Source organism: Sphaerotilus sp. (assembly GCF_041083715.1).
Taxonomy (GTDB): domain Bacteria; phylum Pseudomonadota; class Gammaproteobacteria; order Burkholderiales; family Burkholderiaceae_C; genus Sphaerotilus.
Genome location: NZ_JBFPGY010000382.1, coordinates 1 through 16745 on the forward strand (window position 1 = coordinate 1; position 16745 = coordinate 16745).

Annotated in this window: 10 protein-coding genes; all 10 read left to right on the forward strand. The window is 69.3% G+C overall.

Annotation, left to right across the window (positions count from 1 at the left end; genetic code table 11):
* Positions 1–31: 31 nt before the first annotated feature.
* Positions 32–1018, forward strand: a complete 987-nt coding sequence (locus AB3X43_RS17885) for an AfsR/SARP family transcriptional regulator (RefSeq protein ID WP_369431224.1) — start codon at positions 32–34, stop codon at positions 1016–1018.
* A 194-nt stretch (positions 1019–1212) separates the two neighbouring features.
* Positions 1213–1677: a hypothetical protein gene (locus tag AB3X43_RS17890; protein ID WP_369431225.1), complete on the forward strand. Its 465-nt coding sequence runs from the start codon at positions 1213–1215 to the stop codon at positions 1675–1677.
* 135 nt (positions 1678–1812) lie between these two features.
* Positions 1813–3195, forward strand: a complete 1383-nt coding sequence (gene purB / locus AB3X43_RS17895; protein ID WP_369431226.1) for an adenylosuccinate lyase — start codon at positions 1813–1815, stop codon at positions 3193–3195.
* Between the two features lie 10 nt (positions 3196–3205).
* Positions 3206–4030 (forward strand): orotidine-5'-phosphate decarboxylase, encoded by an 825-nt coding sequence (gene pyrF, locus AB3X43_RS17900; protein WP_369431227.1) that lies wholly within the window; start codon positions 3206–3208, stop codon positions 4028–4030.
* Between the two features lie 30 nt (positions 4031–4060).
* Positions 4061–5884, forward strand: a complete 1824-nt coding sequence (locus AB3X43_RS17905; protein ID WP_369431228.1) for an ABC transporter substrate-binding protein — start codon at positions 4061–4063, stop codon at positions 5882–5884.
* A 68-nt stretch (positions 5885–5952) separates the two neighbouring features.
* A complete protein-coding gene (locus tag AB3X43_RS17910; RefSeq protein ID WP_369431229.1) occupies positions 5953–8019 on the forward strand; it encodes an acetoacetate--CoA ligase in 2067 nt (688 codons plus the stop codon).
* Positions 8020–8438: 419 nt separating this feature from the next.
* Positions 8439–8939, forward strand: coding sequence for a SixA phosphatase family protein (locus AB3X43_RS17915; RefSeq protein WP_369431230.1), 501 nt, complete (start codon positions 8439–8441; stop codon positions 8937–8939).
* A gap of 95 nt (positions 8940–9034) precedes the next feature.
* Complete coding sequence (locus AB3X43_RS17920; RefSeq protein ID WP_369431231.1) at positions 9035–9766, forward strand: PhnD/SsuA/transferrin family substrate-binding protein; 732 nt, start codon at positions 9035–9037, stop codon at positions 9764–9766.
* 140 nt (positions 9767–9906) lie between these two features.
* Positions 9907–12078 carry a 3-hydroxybutyrate oligomer hydrolase family protein gene (locus tag AB3X43_RS17925; protein ID WP_369431232.1) on the forward strand — a complete coding sequence of 724 codons (2172 nt, stop codon included), beginning with the start codon at positions 9907–9909 and terminating at the stop codon, positions 12076–12078.
* Positions 12079–12165: 87 nt separating this feature from the next.
* The coding region (uvrA, locus tag AB3X43_RS17930; protein ID WP_369431233.1) for an excinuclease ABC subunit UvrA at positions 12166–16745 on the forward strand (4580 nt) is incomplete at its 3' end.

The following is a 16745-nucleotide window of genomic DNA, read 5'->3' on the forward strand; positions in this document are numbered from 1 at the left end:
GATCCGTCGATGACCCGGACGGAGTTCCCACGTGACGCAAGCGCCGACAGCCCCTCTGACTGCCGCCACGCCGTCGCCCGCCTCAGATCTGGCCGCTCCAGGTGGGCTGGCCAACATCCTTGCCGCCACCCGGATGCTGCTGGGTGCATGGGATGCGACACTGAACCAGTGGGCAACGCCAAGATCGAACAGCGCAGACACCGCGTCTCGCCATCCCCCGGAGACCGCCAACCCACCCGCACAAGCCCAGGCGGCGGCGGCCATGCAAGCCACGCTGAGTGTGCAGATGCTGGACGGCCTGCAGATCTGGGTCGGATCCTCCCAGGTGCTGGACCTGCCGCGGGGCAAGGCCCGCGCGCTGCTGATGTACCTGCTGCTGCACCGAAGGCGGCCGACCTCGCGGGCGCGCCTGTGCAATCTGTTCTGGCCGGAGGCGGATGCCGCGGCGGCGCGGAACAACCTCAATGTCGTCCTGCACCGCGTGCGGCACCAGTTGCACGACCCGGGCCTGCTCCAGTGCAGTGACGACGGCTACCAGATCGTCACTGCGGGCGAAATCTGGCTCGATGTCGAACAATTCGAGCTGCAGGCGGGCCTGGGCGAACAAGCCGACACCGCCGGCCTCACCGCACAGGCCATCGCCCACTACGAAGTCGCCGCCACCCTCTACCGCACCGATCTGGTCGACGAGAGCGAACACGAGCGGGTGCTCGTCGCACGGTCGCAGCTGCTGCGGGACAGGCTCAATCAGGTACTCGGACGCCTGTCGGAGCTGCGCGAAGACCGGGGCGACCTGCATGGCTGCCTGCGCACGACCCAACGCCACCTCGGTCTGGACGAGTGCAACGAAACCGCGCACCGCCGGCTGATGCGCTGCTACGCCCGCCTCGGTCAGCCGCAGCTCGCCGAGCGCCAGTACCGGCAGTGCATGGCCATGCTGCGCCGCCAGCTCGGGCTGAATCCCGACGCTGAAACCACTGCGCTGTACCGCTGCATCGCACGCCGCGAAGCCGTCTGATCCGCCACATGCGGCTCGCGCCGGCACGGGCTCCGCAGGGTCGGGCGCTTAACCCGAAACACCGCTGGTGCTAATTGCTGACGCAATCGACCAGCCATTCAGTGGCTAACAGCCGACTTCTACAGTCAATTCCGTCGGCAGCCACTGCCTCAGGACCGCCGACCCATCCACCAACCGTTCCCAAGGAGAAGATCATGGCCAATCCTTTCACCATCGACATCGAAGAAGGTCTGCCCCTGTTCGACGTGACGCCGAGCGCGACCGCCACCGTCTCCGAACTGCCCCCGGGTGGTCCGTTCCCGCCGGTACTCAGCCCGGTCCACAGCATCCGCTCGGACCAGGCCTGGGGTGTGCAGGTGGCCTGGCAGACCACGGGACCGCTGAGCCCGCTGCTGGCGGGCAGCTGGGAAGTCACCGTCTACATGGACCGCATGGGCGGTGCACCGTTCACGCTGCCCGGCAACGTGCAGTCGACACCGCTCGTGGCCAGCTCGCCGGCGAACTACACGGTGAACTTCGCTTTCCCGGCCGGCGCTGTCCCCGCCGGCGCTTACCGGATGGCCGTCACCATCACGATGCGTGGCCCGGCCCCTGGCTTCGTGCCCGGACCGGTCGGCGGCGTCGGTGACGGCCCGCTGCTGCAGTTCTACAACGCCTGATCCGACACGCACGGCAGGACCGGCTTCCACGGCCAACCCTTCAGCAGGCCGCCACCCCCACCGGGGCTGGCGGCCTGCCGGCATGTGCGCCCGGTAAAATCAGTGCCCAACGCCCCCACCGCATCGAGTCCGACCATGCTCCTCCCCCAGTTCACGTCCCTGACCGCCCTGTCGCCGCTCGATGGCCGCTACGCCGCCAAGGTCTCCGCCCTGCGCCCGCTGCTGAGCGAGTTCGGCCTGATGCACCGCCGCGTGCAGGTCGAGATCGAGTGGTTCATCGCACTGTCGGACGCCGGCTTCGCCGAATTTCCGGCGCTGTCCGAGGCCGCGCGCGGCCTGCTGCGCTCGCTCGTCATCCACTTCAAGGAAGAGGACGCGCAGGCGATCAAGGACATCGAGAAGACCACCAACCACGACGTCAAGGCCGTCGAGTACTGGATCAAGCGCCGCATCCAAGGCCACACCGAGCTGGAGCGCATGGGCGAGTTCGTCCACTTCGCCTGCACCAGCGAGGACATCAACAACACCAGCCACGCGCTGATGCTGAAAAGCGCCCGCGACGAGGTGATGCTGCCGATGCTCGACAAGGTGATCGCGAAGATGACCGCGCAGGCGCAGCAGTTCGCCGCCGTGCCCATGCTCAGCCGCACCCACGGCCAGACCGCCAGCCCGACCACCGTCGGCAAGGAAATCGCCAACGTCGTGGCGCGCCTGCAGAATGCCCGCGCCCGCATCGCCGACGTCAAGCTGCTGGCCAAGATGAACGGCGCCGTCGGCAACTACAACGCCCACCTGTCGGCCTACCCCGAACACGACTGGGAAGGCTTCAGCCGCGGCGTCATCGAGGGTGCGCTGGGCCTGAGCTTCAATCCGTACACCATCCAGATCGAGCCGCACGACTACATGGCCGAGCTGTTCGACGCCTTCACCCGCGTCGACACGATCCTGATCGACTGGGCGCGCGACGTGTGGGGCTACATCTCGCTGGGCTTCTTCAAGCAGAAGACCAAGGAAGGCGAGGTCGGCTCGTCCACCATGCCGCACAAGGTCAACCCGATCGACTTCGAGAACGCCGAGGGCAACTTCGGCCTGGCCAGCGCGCTGCTGACCCATCTGGCGCAGAAGCTGCCGGTGAGCCGCTGGCAGCGGGATCTGACCGACTCGACCGTGCTGCGCAACATGGGTGTGGCGCTGGGCTACGCGCTGCTCGGCTACGACAGCCTGCTGCGCGGCCTGGACAAGCTGGAGCTGAACGCCGCGGCGCTGGCGAACGACCTGGACGATGCCTGGGAAGTGCTGGCCGAGCCGATCCAGACGGTGATGCGCCGCTACAGCCTGCCCGAGCCGTATGAACAGCTCAAGAAGTTCACGCGCGGGCAGCCGATGACGGCGGAGCTGATGCGCGGCTTCGTCGAGGCGCTGGAGCTGCCGGCGCACGAGAAGGACCGGCTGCTGGCGATGACGCCGGGGAGCTACACGGGGATGGCGGCGACGCTGGCGCGGCGCATCGGCGGCTGATCGGCGGACCATGACCTTCACCACCCAGCTCTCCCGCGCCACGCAGAAGAACCACTCGCTCCTCTGCGTCGGCCTCGACCCCGAACCGTCGAAATTCCCCGGATCCTGGGCAGGTGACACGGAGCGGATCTACGACTTCTGCGCCGCCATCGTGGACGCGACGAAGGACCTCGTCTGCGCCTTCAAGCCGCAGATCGCCTACTTCGCCGCCCACCGCGCCGAGGACCAGCTCGAACAGCTGATGGCGCACATGAAGGCGGTCGCGCCCGACGTGCCCGTCATCCTCGACGCCAAGCGCGGCGACATCGGCTCGACCGCCGAGCAGTACGCCCGCGAGGCCTTCGTGCGCTACCGGGCGGACGCCGTCACGCTGTCGCCGTTCATGGGCCGCGACACGATCGAGCCCTTCCTGGCGTACGCCGACAAGGGCGTGATCCTGCTGTGCCGCACCTCCAACCCCGGCGGCAACGACTGGCAGATGCAGCGCCTGGCCGACGTGCCGGGCCAGCCGCGGCTGTTCGAGCACCTGGCGCACCTCGCGCAGACCGAGTGGAACAGCACCGGCCAGATCGGGCTGGTCGTCGGCGCCACCTTCCCGGCCGAGATCGCCCGGGTGCGCGAGATCGCGCCGACGCTGCCGCTGCTGATCCCCGGCGTCGGCGCGCAGGGTGGTGATGCAGAGTCGACCGTCAAGGCGGGCCTGACCGCGGCGGGCACCATCGTCGTCAACAGCTCGCGCGCCGTGCTCTATGCCAGCCGCGGCGAGGACTTCGCCGAGGCCGCACGCCGCGTCGCGCTCGCCACCCGCGACCAGCTCAACGCCGCCCGCGGCTGACGCGCTTTCCCCTGCTGCCTGGAGGCGCCTGTGACCCCGACGCGACGTGATCTGCTGACCGCCGCTGCGGCTGGCGCCGGCCTGATGGCCACCCCGGACTGGCTGCAGGCGGCCGAAGCCGGTACGGCCGCCTCCCTCAAGGTGCTGCGCTACGCCTTTCCGGCGGCCGAGACCGGCTTCGACCCGGTGCAGCTCAGCGACCTCTACTCGCACACCATCACCGCGCACATCTTCGAGACGCTGCTGGAGTACGACCACCTCGCGCGGCCCTTCCTGATCCGGCCCTGCACGGCGGTCGCGCTGCCCGAGATCGCCGACGACCACCGCACGTTCACGCTCAAGATCCGTCCCGGCATCCGGTTCCACGACGACCCGGCCTTCAAGGGCCAACCCCGCGAGCTGACCGCCGAGGACTACGTCTACACCCTCAAGCGCTACTACGACCCCGCCACCAAGAGCCCCGGCCACACCTCGCTGGAGGAGCAGGGCATCGTCGGCCTGCAGGCACTGCGCGATGCGGCGATCCAGTCGAAGCAGCCCTTCGACTACAACCAGCCGGTGGAGGGCGCGCAGGCGCTGGACCGCTACACGCTGCGCTTCCGGCTGCGCGAATCGCGGCCCCGGTTCCTCTACACGCTGGCCGGCATGGAAGCGATGGCACGCGAGGTGGTCGAGTTCTACGGTGACAAGGTGATGGAGCACCCCGTCGGCACCGGCCCCTTCCGGCTCGCCGAGTGGCGGCGCAGCTCCATGATCGTGATGGAGCGCTTCACCGGCTACCGCGAGCGCTTCTACGACGCCACCCCCAACGCCGACGACACCGAAGGCCGGGCGCTGCTGGCGCGCTTCAAGGGCCGGCGCATTCCCATGCTCGACCGCGTCGAGGTGTCGATCATCGAGGAGGCGCAGCCGCGCTGGCTCGCCTTCCTCAATGGCGAGCAGGATCTGCTGGAGCGCGTGCCGGCCGACTACATCCCGCAGGCGCTGGTGAAGGGCGAACTCGCACCCCATCTCGCGAAGAAAGGCATCCGCAAGTACCGCATCGCGGGCTCGGACGTGACGATGACCGTCTTCAACATGGAGGACCCGCTGGTCGGCGGCCTGGCACCGCAGCAGGTGGCGCTGCGCCGCGCCATCAGCCTGGGACTGGACATCCAGCGCGAGATCCGCCTCGGCCGACGCGGCGAAGCCATGCCCGCACAGGCCGGCATCCAGCCCGGCACCTACGGCCACGACCCCGCGCTGCGCACCGAGATCGGCACGTACCAGCCAGCCCGCGCCCGCGCCCTGCTCGACACCTGGGGCTACGTCGACCGCGACGGCGATGGCTGGCGCGAACGCCCGGACGGCTCGAAGCTGACCCTCGTCATCCTGACGCAGGCCGACCAGACCAGCCGCCAGCTCGACGAGATCTACAAGAAGAACATGGACACGCTCGGGCTGAAGGTGGAGCTGAAGGTCGGCCAGTGGAGCGAAAACCTCAAGTCGACCCGCGCCGGCAAGTTCATGGTGTGGCGCGTGGGCTCCAGCGCCGGCTCGCCGGACGGACAAGGCGCACTGGAGTGCGGCTACAGCGCTTCGGTCGGCAAGGGCAACATGGCGCGTTTCCAGCTCCCGGCCTTCGACCAGGTCTATGACCGCATCACCGCGCTGCCCGACGGCCCCGAGCGGCTGGCCGCCTTCCGCGAAGCCAACCGGCTGCTGCTGGCCTACGCGCCCTACCGCTTCCACGTCCACCGCCTCATCACCGACCTGACGCAGCCCCAGGTGATCGGCTACCGGCGGGCGCCGTTCTGGCTGACCTGGTGGCCATACATCGACATCGAGGCGCAGAAGGCACCGACACCGAAATAGCCGACACGGGCCTGTTTCTGATAAAAAGTTGGCATCTTTCGCTGTAACAGCTGAACACTGGATCCGACATGGCGCCCCACGAGCCGCAGATCACCCGCTACCTCCGCTGGCTGGCCCACCACCGCCAGCGCCCGTTCGACACCTACGACGCCCTGTGGCAGTGGTCGGTCACCGACCTGGAGGGGTTCTGGCAATCGGTCTGGGACTATTTCGAGATCGAGTCGCCCACCCCGCCGACCCGGGCACTGGCCGACGAGCGCATGCCGGGTGCCGTCTGGTTTCCAGGCACGCAGCTCAACTACGCCCGCCAGGTCTTCCGCCATGCCGACGCCGCGCACGGTGCCGACATCCCCGCCATCCTGTTCCGCAACGAGATGCTGCAGGACGCCGGCCGCACGCTCTCGCTGAGCTGGCCGGAACTGCGCCGCGAGGTCGCCTCGCTGGCGGTGGCGCTGCGCGGCATGGGCGTGCAGCGCAACGACCGCGTCGTCGCCTACCTGCCCAATGCGCCGCAGACAGTGGTGGCCTTCCTCGCCTGCGCCAGCCTGGGGGCGATCTGGTCGGTGTGCTCGCCGGACATGGGCGCGCAGGCCGTGCTCGACCGCTTCCGCCAGATCGAGCCCAAGGTGCTGATCGCCTGCGACGGCACCACGTACGGCGGCCGTGACCACGACCGCCTGCCGCTGGTCCACACCCTGCTGGACGGCCTGCCCAGCGTCGAGCACGTGGTCCTGTGGCCCTGCCTCGACAAGGACGCCGAGGTCGACGAGTTCATCCAGCCCGGCCGGCGCGCCTACGACCTGCGCCCGCTGCTGGCCGGCAACCCTGAATTCGAAGCCGAGTGGCTGCCCTTCGACCACCCGCTGTGGATCGTCTACTCCAGCGGCACCACCGGCCTGCCCAAGCCCATCGTGCACGGCCACGGCGGCATCGTGCTGGAGTCGCTGAAGCTCAACACCCTGCACAACAACCTCGGCCCCACCGTCGACACCGGCGACCGTTTCCACTGGACCTCGTCGACCGGCTGGGTGATGTGGAACCTGCAGGTCGGCGGACTGCTCGGCGGCACCACCCTCTGTCTCTTCGACGGCCACCCTGCCGGCAGCACCGAATCACCCGACTGGACGCGCCTGTGGCAGTTCGTCGGCGAGACCGGGGTGACCTTCTTCGGCGCGGGTGCGGCTTTCCATGCCGGCGTGGTGAAGGCCGACATCGACCTGCGCCGCGTGGCGGACCTGTCCGCGCTGCGGGCCATCGGCTCGACGGGCTCGCCGCTGGCGCCGGAGTGCTACGACTGGCTGTGGGCACACCTGCCGCCGGTGAATGGCCTGCCGATCTGGATCACCTCCATCGCCGGCGGCACCGACTTCGCCGGCGCCTTCGTCGGCGGACTGCCGACGCTGCCGAACGTGCGCGGCGAGATGCAGTGCCGCTGCCTGGGCGCGGCGGTCGAAGCCTGGAGCGAACCGGACACCACCGGCCGCGGACAGCCACTGGCCGACACCGTGGGCGAGCTGGTCTGCACGCGGCCGATGCCTTCGATGCCCCTGCGCTTCTGGCGCGACGACGGCGACCTGCGCCTGACCGAGAGCTATTTCGCCCACTACCCAGCCCGCGACGGCGGCTCGGCCATCTGGCGCCACGGCGACTGGATCCGGCTGGTGCCGCACCCGGAGCACGGCTACACCGGCGCCGTCATCCTGGGCCGCAGCGACGCCACGCTCAACCGCCATGGCATCCGCCTGGGCACCGCCGACCTCTACCGGGCGGTCGAATCAGTGCCCGAGGTGCTCGACAGCCTGGCCGTTGACCTCGACCCCCCCGGCCAGCCACACCGGTTGCTGCTGTTCGTGGTGCTGCGGACCGGCACTGCGCTGGACGAGGCGCTGCAGGAGCGCCTGCGCCACGCCATCGCCACCCACGCATCGGCGCGCCACCTGCCCGACGAGATCCACGCCGTACCGGACATTCCACGCACGCTGTCGGGCAAGAAGATGGAGCTGCCGGTCAAGCGGCTGTTGCTGGGCGCAGCCCCCGACACGGTCCTGCGCCGCGACGCGATTGCCAATGCCGACGCGATCGACTGGTTCATGGCACACGCCCGAAACCGGGAAGCCAGCGCCCCGACTGTGTGACGATCCGGTGCAGGTTTGTTACCGCACGCATCGAAAGCACTTGCAACGGAATCCCTGAACCATGGGGTCATCCTCTGAAAAATGGGTAATTTGCACGTTTTTCATGGGATACAGCCCCTCGGGGGCCGCCCGGATGGTCCAACCCCGTCCAAGGTACGGGGCAGATCTGGTTACTTGCCCTGCGCGGCACCATGCGTCAATGCAGTCCATGTTGTCCCGGGACGCACCGGGCAACGACAACGACTGCGCAGCGCACGCCCCGTGCGGCGCGCTGACGGTGGCGCTGTTGGAATCTGACGATCCCATCGCCGCGGGCTGAGGTGCAGAGAGCGCCAGGTTCAGACCCCACGCGACGCGGAGCCGGATTCCAACAGCTTCCCTTCTGGCCAGCCCCCATCCGGGAGGCGACAATGGCCACCGTGACCACCCGCCTGTACTTCCTCCGCCACGCCACGGCCCAGGACCGCACCCTGCCGATCCCGGATGCCGAGCGTGCCCTCACCGAAAAAGGCCTCAGCCAGGCCCGCGCCGTGGCGGGCTTCTGCGAGCGCCAGGGTCTGCTGCCACAGCGCCTGCTCTGCAGCCCGCTGGTGCGGGCGGTCGAGACGGCCACCCAGTTCAGCCACCGCCTGCCCGACTGCCCCATGCCGCAGATCGTCGACTGGCTGCGACTCGGCACCCCGGCGCAGGAAGCGCTCGCCCACCTGCGCGACACCATCGACACCAGCCCGGCCGCCGGCTCGCTGTGGATGGTCGGCCACGAGCCGGATCTGTCCGACCTGATCAGCCGCCTGCTCGGCAGTCCGCACCCGATCGTGCGGGTCAAGAAGGCCTCGCTGACCTGCCTCACGGTCCAGGCCCACCGCACGGCCCCGCCCGGGCAGCTGCTCTGGTCGGTGCCCTGTGCGCTGATGGGCTGAAGAGAAACCCCGAAGTTCCACGGGTCTCCGGACGTTCGGCGTCAGCGGGGCCACGGAGAATCAGTGCCATCGCCACAGGGTTTCCGTTCCACAAGATGTCTACCCGCTACCAACTCTCCGTCTGTCCGCACGACACCGCCAAGAACCTCGCCGGCTGGTTCCTGATCAACACCTACCTGCAACGCAAGCTGGGGTTGGCCATGCGCTTCGAGCCCTGCGACAACTTCAATGTCGAGCGCGAGCAGGTACTCGCTGGTGGATTCCACCTCGTCTACGCCAACCCGTACAGCGCGCTGAAGTACGTGCACGAGCGCGGTTTCGTGCCGGTTGCACGGCCGGCGGGCGTGTTCGACGAGACGATGCTGGTGGCCCGCCGCGGCGTCGGTCTGCCGGCGGCACGGCCGCTGAAAGTCGCGTCGGCCACCGACAAGCTGATCGTGCACTTCCTCGGGCTGACGCTGCTGAACCAGCTGCAGATTGCGCTGGCCGACTGCAGCTTCCACATGGCCGGCAACCACCTCAAGGCGGCACAGGCGGTGCTGGGCGGGCAGGCCGACGTCGGCTTCGTCTTCAACGAAACCTGGCACGGCCTGAGTGCCTCGACCCGCGACGCGCTGGAAGTCGTCGCGGCCACCGAGAGCCAGAGCGCCTCGCACTGCTTCTGCATCGGCCCTGAACTGGCCGATCGGATCGAGGACGTGCGTGCCGTGCTGTGTGGCATGGACACCGATCCATCCGGCAAGAAAATCCTGGAGGATCTGCGTTTCAGCCGTTTCGAGCCGATGGACCTCTCCGCGCTGGGCCAGCTCACCACGCTGGTGCAGTGATCCCCGGCACCACACCGCGGCTGCACCACGATCGTCTCGGGGTTTTCACTGGTCCGGGGGATTACGGCATGGCGTGAATCTGCCAGCGTGGCAAGGTCAGTCCACCCGGCACCTCCGGGCACCTTCCCTGGGAGATTCCAATGAACAAGCCGACCCTGGTCCCGACACGCACCCCCGTGGCCGCTGCCGCCGCCCTCACCGCCCTCGTCCTCGGCGGTTGTGCCTCCAGCACCAGCAGCGAAGACATCAACACCCTGCCGGCCGGCCTGTCCGGCGCCATCGCCGAGAAGGTCTATGACGGCACGGCCGACGACCTGCTGACCGCCGGCCTCGGCAAGACCGGCCTGATGGGCGCCGCACCCGCCTACGCCGTGCCCGCCGCACCGACCGCGACCGAGCTGCGCCGCAACGCCGTCTACAACAACTACCGCGCGCTGGTCGATTACACCGCCGCAGGCGGCATGGGCGTGTTCTTTGGTCCGAACATCGACCTGAGCGGCGGCAACACGCTCGGCGAAGGCAAGATCGCCGGCCGCGAATACATCGCCTACGCCGACGATGGCACCGGCCGCCAGAACGTCACGCTGATGGTGCAGATCCCCGACAGCTTCCAGCCCGGCCGGCCCTGCATCGTCACCGCGACCTCGTCCGGCTCGCGTGGGGTCTATGGCGCGATCGGCACGGCCGGTGAATGGGGCCTGAAACGCGGCTGCGCGGTCGCCTACACCGACAAGGGCAGCGGCAACGGCCTGCACGACCTGACCAGCGGCGCCGTGATGGCCCGCGACGGCACGATGCTCGACGCCGCCACCGCCGCCGGCAAGGCGCTGTTCCAGTCGGCCGCCGCCGCGTCGGAGGTCGCCGCCTTCAACGCCGCCACGCCGAACCGCGTCGCCTACAAGCACGCCCACTCGCAGCAGAACCCCGAGAAGGACTGGGGCAGGAACACGCTCGACGCAGTGCGGCTGGCCTTCTACGTGCTCAACGAGCGCTACGGCACAGCCACCGCGGCCGACGCGAACAAGAAGGTCCGCACCATCGTCCCCGGCAACACCATCGTCATCGCCTCGTCGGTGTCGAACGGTGGCGGCGCGGCGCTGGCAGCGGCCGAGCAGGACACCGAGGGCCTGATCGACGGCATCGCGGTCTCCGAGCCGAACGCGCAGCCCGGCGCCAACGGTGGCCTGACGATCCAGCAAGGCGCAGCCACGGTGGCGACCCACAGCAAGCCGCTGATCGACTACTTCACCTACGCCAACGTCTACCAGCCCTGCGCCGCGCTGTCGTTGCAGGCGAGCCAGGTGCTGGCCGCCGCGTTCTGGCCGGCGGCGTTCACCACGGCCGCACAGAACCGCTGCACCGCCCTCGCCGCCCGCGGCCTGCTGACCGGCGCCACGCTCGCCGAGCAGGCCGATGCCGCGCTCGCCAAGCTCAACCGCTACGGCTGGCAGGCCGAGAGCAACTTCTTCCAGCAGTCGCACTACCGCTTCGCCACCAACTCGATCGCCGTCACCTACGTCAACACCTACGGCCGCTTCAGCGTCACCGACAGCGTGTGCGGCTTCAGCATGGCGAACACCGACGCCACCGGCAACGTCATCGCCCAGGTCGCCGCCACGCAGGCCGGCCTGTTCGCCAGCGGCAACGGCATCCCGCCGACCGGCGGCGTGAACCTTGTCTACGACCGGTCGGTCGGCGGCGCCAGGCTCGACTTCCTGGCCACCTCGCCCACCAGCGGCACGGCCGACTTCGCGCTCGACGGCGCGCTGTGCCTGCGCTCGCTGGTCACCGGCCAGGACGAGGCCACGGGCGCCACGCTCACCGGCACGCTCAAGGCCCAGTCCGACCGCGTGATCGCCGGCGTGAACGCGGTGCAGCTCACGGCGAAGCTGCGCGGCAAGCCGACGATCATCGTGGCCGGTCGCAGTGACACGCTGCTGCCGATCAACCACACCGCCCGCGCCTACTTCGGCAAGAACCAGCTCACCGACCCGGCGTCGGACGCCGCCAAGGTGCGCTACATCGAGGTGACGAACGCGCAGCACTTCGACACCTTCATCGCCTTCGGCGCGCTGCTCGGCTACGACACCAAGGCCGTGCCGCTGCACCCCTACCTGAACCAGGCGCTGAACGCGATGTGGAACCACCTGACGACCGGTGCTGCGCTGCCGGTCAGCCAGGTCGTGCGGACCACGGCACGGGCCACCAGCGCCACCGCGCTCTCGGCGGCCAACGTGCCGGCCATCGCCACGGCGCCGGCCGCGGGCGACCAGATCGTGATGACGGGCAGCACGCTCAAAGTCCCGGACTGAGCCCCAGGCGACAGGCCATCGGCGCGGCGGCCGGCAGGCTGGCCGCCGCGTCCCTAGAATGTTCCGCTTCCGCCCCGCGAGAGCATTCTGATGACCGGCCTGATCCGTATCCGTGGCGCCCGCCAGCACAACCTCAAGAACCTCGACCTCGACATCCGCACGGGTGAGCTGACGGTCGTCACCGGCCCGAGCGGGTCGGGCAAGTCGTCGCTGGTGTTCGACACGCTCTACGCCGAGGGCCAGCGGCGCTACGTCGAGACCTTCTCGGCCTACGCCCGCCAGTTCCTCGACCGGATGGACCGGCCGGCGGTGGATTCGGTGGAAGGCGTGCCCCCGGCCATCGCCATCGACCAGACCAACCCGGTGCGCACCAGCCGCTCCACGGTCGGGACGATGACGGAGCTGAACGACCACCTGAAGCTCCTCTTCGCCCGCGCCGCGCAGTTGTTCGACCAGGACACCGCGCAGCCGGTGCGCGAGGACGATCCGCAGAGCATCTGGCTGGATCTGCAGGCACGCAGCGCGGCGGCGGGCGATCCGCGGCTGGTCATCACCTTCCCGGTCGAGCTGCCGGCCACGGTCACGCCCGAGGAAGTCGAGCAATGGCTGTCCGCGAGCGGCTACACCCGCGTGCAGGCCGAGCGCATGGTTGCCACGCTGACCGGGCCGCGCAAGGTGCTCGATGTGGTCGCGGATCGGTTCCGGTTCTCGAACGCGGAGAAGGTGCGGGTGGTAGAAGCCTTGGAGGCGGCGCTGAAGAGGGGGAGTGGGCGGTGCAATGTGTATGCGGTTGGTGCGGGGGTTCCCCCTCCCCAGCCCTCCCCCGCTGGGGGAGGGAGTGGAGACAGCGTGTGGCGGTACAGCCAAGGGTTGCACTGTCCCGAGTCGGAGCGGCGCTACAGCCATCCGCAGCCGTCGATGTTCTCGTTCAACTCGGCCTTCGGCGCCTGCGAGACCTGCCGCGGCTTCGGGCGGGTGATCGGGGTGGACTTCGGGCTGGTCATCCCCGACCACCGCAAGACGCTGCGCAGCGGCGCGGTCAAGACGCTGCAGACGCCGGCGTGGAAGGAATGCCAGGACGACCTGCTCAAGTACGCAGGCGACGCCGGCATTCCCCGCGACACGGCGTGGATCCAGTTGAGCCCGGCGCAGCAGTCGTGGGTGATCGACGGCTCGCCGAACTGGAATGGCGACTGGAAAGCCCAGTGGTACGGCGTGCGGCGCTTCTTCGAGTACCTGGAGAGCAAGGCCTACAAGATGCACATCCGCGTGCTCTTGTCGAAGTACCGCAGCTACACGCCCTGCGGCGTCTGTGGTGGGGCGCGGCTGAAGCTGGAATCGCTGCTGTGGCGCCTCGGCGAAAAGGCGCAGGCGGATCTGGCGCTGCCGGCGGAAAAACGCTTCCTGCCGGTCGGCGTGAAGTGGTCGCGGGCGCAGCTCGAAGCCCTGCCCGGCCTGAGCCTGCACGACCTGATGCTGCTGCCGATCGACCGGATGCGGCGCTTCTTCGACGGGCTGGAGCTGCCGTCGCAGTTGCTGGACGACGCACTCGAATTGCTGCTGGACGAGATCCGCACGCGGCTGAAATACCTCTGCGATGTCGGCCTGGGCTACCTGTCGCTGGACCGCCAGAGCCGCACGCTCTCGGGCGGCGAGGTGCAGCGGATCAACCTGACCACCGCGCTCGGCACGTCGCTGGTGAACACGCTGTTCGTGCTGGACGAGCCGTCGATCGGGCTGCATCCCCGCGACATGGACCGCATCAACCAGGCGATGGCGCGGCTGCGCGACGCGGGCAACACGCTGGTCGTCGTTGAGCATGACCCGGCCGTGATGCTGGCCGCCGACCGGATCATCGACCTCGGCCCCGGCCCCGGCACCCAAGGCGGGCGCATCGTCTTCGATGGCACGCCCGAAGACCTGAAAGGCGCCGAGACGCTGACCGGCGCCTACCTCGGCGCGCGGCGCACGATCGGCCTCGGCCTGGCGCGGCCGGTGCTGGACAGCACGCCGCGCCTCGTCCTCGAAGGCGTGCGCGAGCACAACCTGAAGAACGTGACGGTCGAGTTCCCGCTGCAGCGGCTGGTGTGCGTCACGGGCGTGAGCGGCTCGGGCAAGTCGTCGCTGATCCAGGACGTGCTGGCCCCGGCGCTGGCGCGGCATTTCGGGCAGGCCACCGAGTCGCCCGGCGCCCACGACCGGCTGCTCGGCGCGGACTGGCTGAGCGACGCGGTCTTCGTCGATCAGAACCCGATCGGCAAGACGGCACGCTCGAACCCCGCCAGCTACGTCGGCGCCTTCGACACGATCCGCGACCTGTTCGCCGCGCTGCCGGAAGCGCAGCAGCGCAGCTACACCGCCGGCATGTTCAGCTTCAACGCTGGCGACGGCCGCTGCCCGACCTGCGGCGGCTCGGGCTTCGAGCACGTCGAGATGCAGTTCCTCAGCGACGTCTACCTGCGCTGCCCGGACTGCGACGGCACGCGCTACCGGGCCGAATTGCGCGAGGTGAAGATCGAGCGGCTCGGCAAGCAGATGTCCATCGCCGACGTGCTGGAGCTGACCGTCGCCGACGCGGTGCGGCTGTTCGCGCAGGACCGCGAGGTGGTGCGGGCGCTGCAGCCGCTGGCGGACGTGGGGCTGGATTACGTCAAGCTCGGCCAGCCGGTGCCAACGCTCTCGGGCGGCGAGGCGCAGCGGCTGAAGCTGTCCGGCTTCCTGGCCGAAGCCGCTAAGAACGCCAGCGCCACCAAGCAGAAGCTGGCCAAGAAGGGCACGCTGTTCCTGTTCGACGAGCCGACCACCGGCCTGCACTTCGACGACATCGCCAAGCTGATGCGGTCGTTCCGCAAGCTGCTCGAAGCCGGGCACAGCCTGCTGGTGATCGAGCACAACCTCGACGTGGTGCGCGCCAGCGACTGGATCGTCGATCTCGGGCCGGAAGGCGGCGAGGCGGGCGGCGAGCTGGTCGCCGAAGGCACGCCGGCCGATCTGCGCGCCCATCCGACGAGCCACACCGGCCAGTCGCTGCGCGACTACGACGCCGCCCTCACCCCCCACCAGGTCACCGAACCCGCCCTGTCTTACTCCCTCCCCCAGCGGGGGAGGGCTGGGGAGGGGGTTGGCGTGCCGCTGCAGACGCTCGTTCGCCAGCGGCGCGCCCTCCCCCCCAACCCCCTCCCGCTGGGAGGGGGAGCCATCCAGATCGTCAATGCGCGGGAGCACAACCTCAAGGGGCTGTCGGTCAACATCCCGCATGGCAAGTTCACCGTCATCACCGGCGTCTCCGGCTCGGGCAAATCGACGCTCGCCTTCGACATCCTCTTCAACGAAGGCCAGCGCCGCTACCTGGAGAGCCTGAACGCCTACGCCCGCAGCATCGTGCAGCCGGCCGGTCGCCCCGAGGTGGACGCCGTCTGGGGCATCCCGCCGACCGTCGCCATCGAGCAGCGCCTGTCCCGCGGCGGGCGCAAGAGCACCGTGGCGACCACCACCGAGGTCTGGCACTTCCTGCGGCTGATGTACGTCAAGCTCGGCACGCAGTACTGCCCCGCCTGCAGTGACTTCCACGCGCCGTCCGAGCACTGGGTCGCCGTGCAGCCGCAGACGCCCGAGTCCATCGCCGCGCAACTGCTGCGCGACCACCGGGGCCAGCACATCGGTCTGCTCGCGCCGCTGGTGATCGGGCGCAAGGGCGTCTACACCGACCTCGCCAAGTGGGCCAAGGGCAAAGGGTATGCGCACCTGCGGGTGGACGGCGAGTTCCTGCCGACCGACGCCTGGCCCAAGCTCGACCGCTACAAGGAGCACACGATCGAGCTGCCGGTGGCGGACCTGCTGGTCGATGTGTCGAACGAGGCGCGGCTGCGCACCGCGCTGGCCGAGGCGCTGGAGCATGGCAAGGGCGTGCTGCACCTGCTGACGCCGCTCAAGTCCGCGCTGACGGCCAAGTCGCTGTCCCTGTCGCTGGCGGCGGGCTTCCTGTCCACCGCCTTCCGCAGCAAGGCCAAGGTGTTCTCCACCAAGCGCGCCTGCCCGACCTGCGGCACCAGCTACCCCGAGCTGGACCCGCGCATGTTCAGCTACAACAGCAAGCACGGCTGGTGCCCCGAGTGCGTCGGCACCGGCCTGACGTTGACCGGCGAGCAGCGCAAGGCGCTCGACGACAGCGTGCAGGACGACGGCGACAAGGGCCGCGAGAAGACGTTTGCCGAGCCGGAGGTCGAGGGGCTGGCGGAGGACAAGACCTGCGGCACCTGCCATGGCGCGCGGCTGAACCCGGTGTCGCGGGCGGTGCGCTTCCGCGAGGCCTCGATCGCGGAGGTGGCGGCGAAGTCGGTGGACGACGGCCGGCGCTGGATCGAGGCGCACAAGCTCGACGGCCGCGAATCCGCCATCGCCCGCGACGTGGTGACCGAGATCCGCAACCGGCTGAGCTTCCTCGGCGATGTGGGGCTGGGCTACCTGACGCTGGACCGCGCCGCGCCCACGCTCTCCGGCGGCGAGGCGCAGCGCATCCGGCTCGCCGCGCAGCTCGGCAGCAACCTGCAGGGCGTGTGCTACGTGCTCGACGAGCCGACCATCGGCCTGCACCCGCGCGACAACCGCATCCTGCTCGACGCGCTGCACAAGCTCGGCAGCGCCGGCAACACGCTGGTGGTGGTCGA

What these genes read in the sequence shown, in the direction of transcription:
- AB3X43_RS17890 (WP_369431225.1), top strand. Translation starts at nt 1,213, where the DNA reads ATGGCCAATCCTTTCACCATCGACATCGAAGAAGGTCTGCCCCTGTTC.
- purB (WP_369431226.1), top strand. Translation starts at nt 1,813, where the DNA reads ATGCTCCTCCCCCAGTTCACGTCCCTGACCGCCCTGTCGCCGCTCGAT.
- pyrF (WP_369431227.1), top strand. Translation starts at nt 3,206, where the DNA reads ATGACCTTCACCACCCAGCTCTCCCGCGCCACGCAGAAGAACCACTCG.
- AB3X43_RS17910 (WP_369431229.1), top strand. Translation starts at nt 5,953, where the DNA reads ATGGCGCCCCACGAGCCGCAGATCACCCGCTACCTCCGCTGGCTGGCC.
- AB3X43_RS17920 (WP_369431231.1), top strand. Translation starts at nt 9,035, where the DNA reads ATGTCTACCCGCTACCAACTCTCCGTCTGTCCGCACGACACCGCCAAG.
- AB3X43_RS17925 (WP_369431232.1), top strand. Translation starts at nt 9,907, where the DNA reads ATGAACAAGCCGACCCTGGTCCCGACACGCACCCCCGTGGCCGCTGCC.